Annotated in this window: 6 protein-coding genes; 1 reads left to right on the top strand and 5 read right to left on the bottom strand. The window is 41.3% G+C overall.

Annotated elements, in window-relative coordinates; genetic code table 11:
* Positions 1–51: 51 nt before the first annotated feature.
* Positions 52–732: a uracil-DNA glycosylase gene (locus ABF638_RS36000; protein WP_435027555.1), complete on the bottom strand. Its 681-nt coding sequence runs from the start codon at positions 730–732 to the stop codon at positions 52–54.
* A 192-nt stretch (positions 733–924) separates the two neighbouring features.
* On the opposite strand from ABF638_RS36000, the gene ABF638_RS35995 reads away from it, so the two are divergent.
* On the top strand, positions 925–1623 hold the full coding sequence (locus ABF638_RS35995; protein ID WP_435027554.1) for a phosphoribosyltransferase: 699 nt from the start codon (positions 925–927) through the stop codon (positions 1621–1623).
* 28 nt (positions 1624–1651) lie between these two features.
* On the opposite strand, the gene ABF638_RS35990 is transcribed toward ABF638_RS35995, so the two are convergent.
* From ABF638_RS35990 to glyQ, 4 genes are all read right to left on the bottom strand, one after another.
* A complete protein-coding gene (locus ABF638_RS35990) occupies positions 1652–2752 on the bottom strand; it encodes a tetratricopeptide repeat protein (protein WP_435027553.1) in 1101 nt (366 codons plus the stop codon).
* Between the two features lie 265 nt (positions 2753–3017).
* Positions 3018–3479 (bottom strand): NADAR family protein, encoded by a 462-nt coding sequence (locus ABF638_RS35985; protein WP_435027552.1) that lies wholly within the window; start codon positions 3477–3479, stop codon positions 3018–3020.
* A gap of 42 nt (positions 3480–3521) precedes the next feature.
* Positions 3522–5876 carry a ComEC/Rec2 family competence protein gene (locus ABF638_RS35980; RefSeq protein ID WP_435027551.1) on the bottom strand — a complete coding sequence of 785 codons (2355 nt, stop codon included), beginning with the start codon at positions 5874–5876 and terminating at the stop codon, positions 3522–3524.
* A gap of 492 nt (positions 5877–6368) precedes the next feature.
* On the bottom strand, positions 6369–7268 hold the full coding sequence (glyQ, locus tag ABF638_RS35975; RefSeq protein WP_435027550.1) for a glycine--tRNA ligase subunit alpha: 900 nt from the start codon (positions 7266–7268) through the stop codon (positions 6369–6371).
* Between the last annotated feature and the right edge of the window lie 143 nt (positions 7269–7411).

Genomic DNA, 7411 nt, shown 5'->3' with positions numbered 1-7411 from the left:
TTTGGTCTGAGAATCTAGAGACTGTAACCTTCTCTTTTTTTTCAGCAAGCCCTAACTATTATTTTGGATTTCGTCTAACTTGGCACGCACTGCCTGGATATCTTGCCACATCAACCATTTCGGCGCACCTCTTTCTTTGGAAGGGTTACGCAACAAGTAGGAAGGATGAAAAATTGGCATACATAACCGCCCTTCCCACTCTTGCCACTGACCGCGAATTTTCGTAATCCCTCGCTTATCACCAGTGATACCTTTGACAGCAGTTGCACCTGTTAACAAAATTATTTTGGGGTCAACTAAGCGAATTTGTTCTAATAAATATGGTAGACAAGCCGCCACTTCTATAGGAGTCGGAACTCTATTATCTGGTGGGCGACATTTGTTGATATTGGCAATGTATACATCATGATCAGTAGTCAGATTCACGGATGCCAAAATTTTCTCCAACAACTGCCCTGATCTGCCCACAAATGGTAAACCCGTTTCATCTTCATTTTGACCAGGCGCTTCTCCTATAACCATAATTGGGGCTTTGAGATTACCGCGTCCGACAACCGCATGAGTCCGAGTCTCTCCTAATGGACAACGGTGGCAGCGCTCGCAATCCTGTGTCAACTCCGTGATGCTGGAATAAGTTCCTGGAGCGATCGCAATTTTTGCATCTGTAGGAATCAGTTCTCGTTGGTTAAAGCTTGAGTCGTCGAAGAGGCTGAGTTGGGTTTCGCTGCTCATGAAAATCAGGATTTTGGCATCAGCGCCAGCTGTTTTATCTGAGTTAAATACCGCTCTGGTTAGAGATTTATCAGAATAAATAGACTTTTGCTGAATACTTAATTATTTATACAAATCTTATTGTATCAGTTAATTTGAGACAAAATTCGGTCATGATAAAAGCAATGCCGTCCTAAGATGCTGGGGAAAACCATGTCATATACCCCACTTTTTGCCGATCGCACCCATGCGGGTGAGATATTAGCGCGAGTAATCCATGATGTTTTGACTCAGCAAACTATTGATTCTGGGGTAAAGCCTGTACCAATTGTTTATGCTTTGCCCAGAGGGGGTATACCAGTAGCAGCAACAATCGCACGTCTTTTGGATTGTCCGTTGACAATCGTTGTAGCGAAAAAGATTAGCCATCCAGAAAACCCAGAGTTAGCAATTGGTGCAGTGACTACTTCCGGAAATGTCCTCTGGACTGATCAAAAGCTGTTTCGCCCTAAACATGATGCGCGGTGGCGGGAAATGGCTTTAAATAAAGCCATCAACCAAGCGAAGTATCTTGAGGCTCAATTAATTCCTGCTTGTCCCCAGTTCAATCCACAGGATGCAACACTTATCTTAGTTGATGATGGCATTGCGACAGGTATGACAATAGCGGTAGCAGCAACTGCTCTCAAAACGCTTTTTCCAGCAGCAGTTTGGCTATGTACTCCAGTAGCGCCACAAAAATTGCTACCCTGGTTAGAACAGTGGGGCGATCGCACAATAGTTTTGGAAACACCAGAACCCTTCCGGAGTGTGAGTAACTTTTACGCCGAATTTCCCCAAGTAGATACCTTAGAAGTTCTTGTATATCTCCAGCAACAAAAGACAATGGGAGGAATTGACCAGTGCGAGTAATTTTGAATTGTTTCTCTATCTCTGTTTTTTAACTATTTTGAGATGTTCCCTGCTGGTATTGCATAGCTTTGGCATAATCACCCAAGGCATAGCAAGCGACTCTCAGACTGGCAAGAGCTTGTTCTTCACTGCGGCGGTCTTTGAGATTCCTAGCTAACAGTAAGCGTTCTTCATAATATGTAATTGCTTTGTTATAGTCACCTAAAGCTTCGCAAGCAACTCCTAAACTACCTAAAGATTGTTCCTCGCTGCGTTTGTCTTGAATTTCTTTGGCTAATTGCAACCGATCTTCATAATACTTAATGGCTTTACCATAATCACCTAAGGCATAACAAGCATTTCCCAGATTCTTTAGCACCTGAGAAGCACTGCGAACATTTTTTAAGGAGCGTGCTAGTACTACACACTGCTCATAATAAGCGATCGCTTTTGGGTAATTATCCAAAGCATACCAAGCATTACCTAAATTCTTGAGTACCTGTTCCTCACCCCAGTTATCTTTGAGTTCCCGCACAATCTCTAGGCTTTGCTGCTGATACTCAATGGCCTGTGTAAAGTTGCCCAAAGCTTTATACACCAATCCCAAATTATTCAGTGCTGCCACTTGACTCCGTTTATCTTGCAGTTGCTTCGTTATTTTTAAACACTTTTCCAGAAATTCAATTGCCTTTTTATGTTCATTCAGGTGGCGGTATGCATTGCCTAAATGGGAAAGTGCTTGCATTTGCACTGCTAAATCTGAGGTGTTATTGAGCAAAGACAGACACTGTTGGGAGTAGGAGATAGCACCTTTGTAGTCTCCAGCGCTGTAAGTTACCAGTGCTAAAAAAGAAAGTACCTGTGCCTGTTTTTGCAAATCCCCAACTTCTTGAAACAGCCCTAAAGATTGTTGTAAAGACTTCATCGCCACTATTAATTCACCAGCTTGCTGCTGTTGAATTCCTTGCCGTAGTAGGTTGGACGCTTCTGATGAATGGTCATCACTTTCCTGTGGAGGTAGTATTTCTGCTTGTGAACCAGAGTCAAATTCATGGGTAATCGTATTACGCTTCACTGGTTTTAGGTATGTTATGGGTAATTGCAGGGGAACTGTATTTTTCGATCTATCATTCCATGCACCTTTAGGCATCAACCCCTTCCTATTAAGTCTGGTGATAAATCTAGTGTTCCCAAAACCAGGATGTATCTTTCATCATACTGCTTTACCACAGCCTAAGTTTAGTATGGATAAGAGTTTATCAATGAAGCGATCGCTAATAAAAATATTTTTTATAGCAATAGACTACTAAATATTTAAGCCTAGTAATCTTAGTTTTATACCTTTAATTATCTCTCTTCTTCAATTTAGATTCTAGAAATCGATACTGGTGCAAATATTCATAGCAATAATATTATTATTTAACAGTTCTATTATCAACATCTGCATTGTATAGGATCTCTCGTACCTCCATTAAAATTTTTCCTAGCATATTTTTACCACTACCATCGGCTCCGCAACCCCAGTAAAAATCGATCGGTGAGTTTTCAACAATTTCTGCATTGCCTGTGGAAAGTAAGATATCTTTTATATCTGTATGGGTTTGAAATTTATACAGCACAGCTTGCCGCATGATGTCGTCTTTAACTTGTTCCCAATCTTGACGTAGGGGACGGGTTCTCTCACGTCCCATTTTTGCCGCATCTTTAGGTGTTTTAACTAGACGGATTTGTTCTACATGAAGTGTACCCACAAACTTTTGTGCTTGAAAGTAGTGTTCGCTAGTTGACCAATACAATTCATCTAATTGAAAGCCGTGGGGCGAAAAGTTAGAGAAGCAGCCATATTCTTCACGAGTGCTATAAAAATAAATTGTCATAGAAGTTGTTTTCAGTTGTAATTTACTGAATTTGTGAGCTTTTTATAAAACAGATGATTTATTTTCTGTTGCTTCAATAAACGCTTCAAATTGACCATTAGGTGTCCATTGAATAGCTCCATCTCGTCCTGTAAAGAACAGTTTTGTTTTACTTTGATTAAGTTCAGATAAAGCTTTTGGATCAAAATTTGCAGAAGAAGCGATCGCTACTTGTGGTTGCAGAGCAATAACTAAATCTTTCAAGGATTCAGGGGCACACCAAAGCACTTGTGGGCGAGGCAGACTTCCATTTTTAACTAGTTGTTGAACCTCTTTAGACTTAACATTACCTACTAATAACCAATTCTGATCTAAAATTTGCAATTGTAAGATGGGTAATTGGTCGTTGATTAATTGTGCTACTATCGAACCAGCTTTCACAGCTTGACCAACAGCTAAAGGTTGATAAACTCCTTGATTCTTTTGTAGTTCTTGTTGAATTGCCTGAATTGTAATAGAATTTTCTGATTTGGGGGAATACTCATAAAAGTTTCTGATTGGCAAACGTCGCATTAATTCAAACCAAGCATTACTTTCATTGCCTTGGAAATCAGTTGCGATCGCCCAATTAATTTGATTGACACCCTGCTGTTGTAAAAACGGTAGAATTGTGAAACGTCCTGTACCTTCATCACCACTATTAATTACAGTTACAGTACCTCGATCTTGAACTACTACAATTGGTTCCGTACCAGATTCTAATACCGTTATCCTAAACAATGTATTTGTAGAATGCCAAAGGGGTATAAATACTAAACCAATCGCAATCACATTAGCAAACCACCACCGCCGCTGCCACCAAGGCACTAGCCAAACCATTAGAATCAGTAAATAAATTGTCAGAAGCTGCCAAGTAGATATACTACCTACAGCCACAGAATTTCCTGGCAGCTTGCTAAAAAATTCCACTAGTTTAATTAGCCAATCAGTCGGGTAATGCAGCACAGTAGCTAAAAAGCTTCCTGCCTGAGTCCAGATTAACGCTGTTATAGCGCTAATGATGCCACCTATACTAATGATTGAAACTAGGGGAGTACTAAGAACATTTAGTAATAAACTGTAGGATGGTACAACCCCAAAGACAAAAAGTTGCACAGGTAAAGTCCAAATAGTTGCAGCTAGGGGAACGGCAATCAAAGAAGCGATCGCAGGTGGTAGCCACGCTAGGCGGTTGACTAATGCGGGTACTGTTACAACTAATCCCAGCGTTGCTAAAAAACTCAATTGAAAGCCTAAATCCCAAATCCATAGAGGATTAAATACTAATAACAGAGTTGCCGCCAATAGTAGCGAACCTAACTGTTTTACCTTCCTTTTTAATAGCAGCCCTACTAATACCGCAAAACCCATAATTACTGCTCTAAGAACCGCAGGTTGAAAACCTGTTAAGCTCAGAAAAATTATTAAAGCCAAAAAGCCAAGGGTAAATTGGGTTCCTTTTTTTGCCCGCCTTGTTAACTGTAAGATCACACTCAAAATCAAAGAAGTTTGGAACCCAGAAGCTGCCAAAGCATGAGCTAATCCAGCTTGTACAAACAAGTCGCGGATATCGTAGGGTAAATCAACAGCTTTGCTACCTAAAACCATTGCACTGACAAGAGGCCCTTCAGGGACACCCAACCAACGAACTTGCGATCGCACAATTCGCTCCCGAATTTGCCACCATCCCCATTTCCGTTCCTGCTCTAAAACATTTATTTGTCGCCCAATCAAACCAGCAAACGTTCCTTCCTGCTTAAGAAACTTCTGAAAGTCAAAACCACCAGGATTGGAAGCCGCCTTTGGTTTATACAAAATGCCAGTCACAGCGATTTGTTGACTAGGGTATAACCCAGTAGCTTGAAGTATAGGCACTGTCACATACAATTTCCCTGTCACCCCTTGTGGGACACTTGCTGAACCTTTATCATTTTTAACCTCATCTAGCTGAGTCGCTTCCAGCCAAAATTGTCCTCGCTGACTGCGAGTTAAGCGAGGATTACTTGCCACTTCACCGCGAATAATCACAAGTTGTTCTTGATTACTGCTATTTCCAGGCGGAACGAACTGACTAATATCTTTTGCACCTGGTTGCGGCACTCGCCATTGAAAATATAGAGTTGCCAATAATCCCAGCAAACCAGCAGCTAGCCATATTCGAGGATGGGGAGTAGTTTGCCAAGTCTTAGGCACTGCCTTATTTTTACTTCCAACATTTTCTGGTTTCTGAGCAAATTGCCGTAGGGTAGTGCGTCTTCTAAAGATAACTGCTCCTACTATCCCCAGAACCAAAATCCACGCACCACCCCAAGGAACTGCTGTAAACAGCAACCCAAAAATGTAGCCAAGACAAATAATTACACCACTAGTTTGAATCATAAGATTTTTGTAAAAGCGCCTGACAACCTGAATTTGCAGCTGATTTAAAAATAGTTAGGGTAGCAATAGAGAAAAATCGGCATTTCTGAATTTGGTTATAAAATTCAAAAATAAAATATTCCAAACTCTTATTATCTGCGCTTCAAGCGTCTCTGGGTGAGCTTTTCATCTCTTTAATCAGCAACAGCGAAAATTTTTTATGCTTCTGGTGAAGTATAGTCCATCAAGTTTATACAAACAAAGCCCGCACAGGCGGGCCTTATCCTTATAGTTTTAATGTTCTAGACTCAATATTTAACCGTATTTCTGTCTTTTAGCAAAAGCCAAATTATTAAAGATATATCTAGCTTAAACCTCAGCACAGCACGGATAAACAGAACACAAAGTCGTAGCAAATTAAATTTGGCAAGACTCTGCGTACCTTTGCGTTCCCTGAGTTAAAAACGCTATGCTTTCACACAAAGCTGTACTTAGTCCGTGTAGCCGCACCCTTTAGGATCTTGGGCCTCCTGTTGAACTCATAGTATCTTTGAGCAACGGAAAACCTAATTTTTCCCTTTGCTCAACATATAGATGAGCCACCTTCCTAGCCAAATGCCGAATCCTTGCAATATAGCGAGTTCTCTCTGTCACCGAAATCACACCTCTAGCATCCAGCAGATTGAACGTGTGTGAACACTTCATTACATAATCTAAGCTAGGCAAGACCAATCCTCGCTCCGTCAATTGGGTAGCTTCCTGCTCATACAAACTAAACAGCGTCAGTAGCAACTCAGGATTCGACGCTTCAAAGTTATAAGTAGACTGCTCAATCTCACTTTGCAGGAAAACATCTCCATAAGTAATGTTGTCTGTCCACTGAATCTTTGTAAATGCTTCTACTTGCTGGAGATACATTGTCAGCCGCTCTAAGCCGTATGTAATCTCAATCGACACCGGACGGCAATCAATTCCTCCACACTGTTGGAAGTAGGTAAATTGAGTAACTTCCATCCCATCTAACCATACTTCCCACCCAGTGCCCCAAGCTCCTACCGTTGCATCTTCCCAATTATCCTCGACAAACCTAATATCGTGGTCTTCAGGACGGATGCCTAAAGCCCTCAAGGAATCCAGATATATCTCTTGAATATTATCTGGTGATGGCTTAATCAGAACTTGGTACTGATAATAGTGTTGGAAACGATTCGGGTTTTCGCCATAGCGCCCATCTGTAGGGCGACGACATGGTTCAACGTAGGCAACGGCCCACGGTTCTGGCCCCAATGCTCTTAAAAATGTATGGGGATTCTTAGTACCAGCCCCCTTTTCAATATCGTAGGGCTGGGCAATAAGACAACCGCGATCGCCCCAAAACTGATGCAATAAAGCTATTACCGACTGAAAATTCACGCTTCACCCATCCTTAGTCAACACAGTGCATAAACCATTGTTGCCTACAACCCAGCACTGTAGTCAGTTTCAGGAGACTGAAAAGGAGTCCCAAAATATTTTGGAAAAAGTAGTTGACACAAAGAGGTAGGTTCGCTATATTG

The organism is Nostoc sp. CALU 1950 (assembly GCF_051172895.1).
GTDB classification, from domain to species: domain Bacteria; phylum Cyanobacteriota; class Cyanobacteriia; order Cyanobacteriales; family Nostocaceae; genus Nostoc; species Nostoc edaphicum_A.
Note: the sequence above shows the minus strand (reverse complement) of the source record. Positions and strands in the feature narration are given on the sequence as shown.

Coding starts and splice junctions, on each gene's coding strand:
- ABF638_RS36000 (WP_435027555.1), bottom strand. CDS start 732: ATGAGCAGCGAAACCCAACTCAGCCTCTTCGACGACTCAAGCTTTAAC.
- ABF638_RS35995 (WP_435027554.1), top strand. CDS start 925: ATGTCATATACCCCACTTTTTGCCGATCGCACCCATGCGGGTGAGATA.
- ABF638_RS35990 (WP_435027553.1), bottom strand. CDS start 2,752: ATGCCTAAAGGTGCATGGAATGATAGATCGAAAAATACAGTTCCCCTG.
- ABF638_RS35985 (WP_435027552.1), bottom strand. CDS start 3,479: ATGACAATTTATTTTTATAGCACTCGTGAAGAATATGGCTGCTTCTCT.
- ABF638_RS35980 (WP_435027551.1), bottom strand. CDS start 5,876: ATGATTCAAACTAGTGGTGTAATTATTTGTCTTGGCTACATTTTTGGG.